Raw genomic sequence first — 1,467 nt, 5'->3', positions numbered from 1 at the left:
GAGACGCATTGGCGTCGCGTGCACGGATTTGAACCCCTGTCGCATCGCCTCAAGACGAAAGGCAGGCCACCGATCCCCGGAACGCTCGATATCGCCAACGGTCACCGGCTTCCCGGTCGTAAAGCACTCGACACACGGTCCGGCGCCCGCGTTCAGTTGCATGACCTCTATGAGTGTCGCTTCTTCACTGGTCGAAGCCACTAGCTGCAACTCGCCCAAACCATCAAGAAGCATGAGACCCGCAGCCTGGGTGTCGAGGATTTCCGAACATTCCTCCACCAGGGTTTGGAGAAGATCAACGACGTCGAAATCGTCCGTAAGGGTGTCGGCAAGTTTGACGAACGCTCTATTCAGCTTCGACTCTCGCGTGAAGTCAGCCATGGCTTGCTCATCTCTCGGCAGTAGGTGAAGCAGAATTATTCGGGGAGAAATCTGAAGCTCAACTGCCTACTCACGACATCGCGGGCAACGTCCTGAACGGTTTGACCGTTGGCAAAAGCGTAGGCCTGCAGGCGCGAATAGGCGATGGTCGCAGTGGTATCCAGTTGCACAAGGACCATTCCCGTTGCCTGATGAACCTCGCGCCTCATGGCCGGAGTCATCGCCGACTCTACAGCGCCCTCATCGTCGGCACCCGCGATGGCGTGGCGCACGGCAACATCCGCCAAGGCCGACGCTAGGGTCACTGCGATCTCCATGTGCCGCGGGCTCAAGGCTCCTGCAGCTCGCCGGTACAACCCGACGGTGCCGATAGTAACTGCTCCCATAAGCAAGGGAAACGCGAAGAGTGCGCCTACGTCGAGTGCCCCAATCGAAGCTGCAAAAATCGGCCAGCAATCATGGGTGCCTGTGAGAACATCGGGCACGAGCGTCGGGGTGCCGGATTTGAGGGTGGCCCACTGCGGGCCTTCGCCAAGGTCGAACTGCAATTCATCGATACGCGCGGCGACCGCATCACTCGAGCAGATGGTGGATTGACCGCCCGTCGGGCCGAAAACAGCGATGGACACGCCGGTGATGCCCAGCTCGTCTATGAACGGTGAGCACAAATCCGTGGCATCAGCGGCGACGACGACTTTCTTGCTGTCGGGCATCACGTCGACTGCACGTCGAGGCGCGATGCGATGAGTCTTGAAAACCACGTCATTGCGTCCTCCCTCACCCGCCTGGTCTAGAACGGTGCAATCAGGCTACTCCACCTCGCAGAACGGCCCCAAGAAGCAACTCGGAATCGTCAGGCGCTTGACTCAACGCTCCTCGGGGATGCCGTCGCCCGGCCGGACACCGCCACTCAGCTCATCGCGCGGCTCCGTCGCGTCGGCGGAGAAATCATCAACCGCCGACGTGACCGTGGCGGGGCCGGTGACCGTTGGCGATATCGAGCGTTCCGGGGATCGGTGGCCTGCCTTTCGTCTTGAGGCGATGCGACAGGGGTTCAAATCCGTGCACGCGACGCCAATGCGTCTC

General features: G+C 60.7%; 3 protein-coding genes. All 3 read right to left on the bottom strand.

Annotated features, from left to right (window positions below; genetic code table 11):
• Positions 1 to 381: GAF domain-containing protein (locus tag E3T61_RS20090; RefSeq protein WP_134642617.1), on the bottom strand; the 381-nt coding region annotated here is incomplete at its 3' end.
• A 35-nt stretch (positions 382 to 416) separates the two neighbouring features.
• Positions 417 to 1,142, bottom strand: coding sequence for a GAF and ANTAR domain-containing protein (locus E3T61_RS20085; RefSeq protein WP_134642616.1), 726 nt, complete (start codon positions 1,140 to 1,142; stop codon positions 417 to 419).
• A 105-nt stretch (positions 1,143 to 1,247) separates the two neighbouring features.
• Positions 1,248 to 1,467: hypothetical protein (locus tag E3T61_RS22210; protein WP_206751538.1), on the bottom strand; the 220-nt coding region annotated here is incomplete at its 5' end.

The organism is Cryobacterium lactosi, from assembly GCF_004403945.1.
GTDB lineage: Bacteria > Actinomycetota > Actinomycetes > Actinomycetales > Microbacteriaceae > Cryobacterium > Cryobacterium lactosi.
This window is presented reverse-complemented; position numbering and strand designations above follow the sequence as displayed.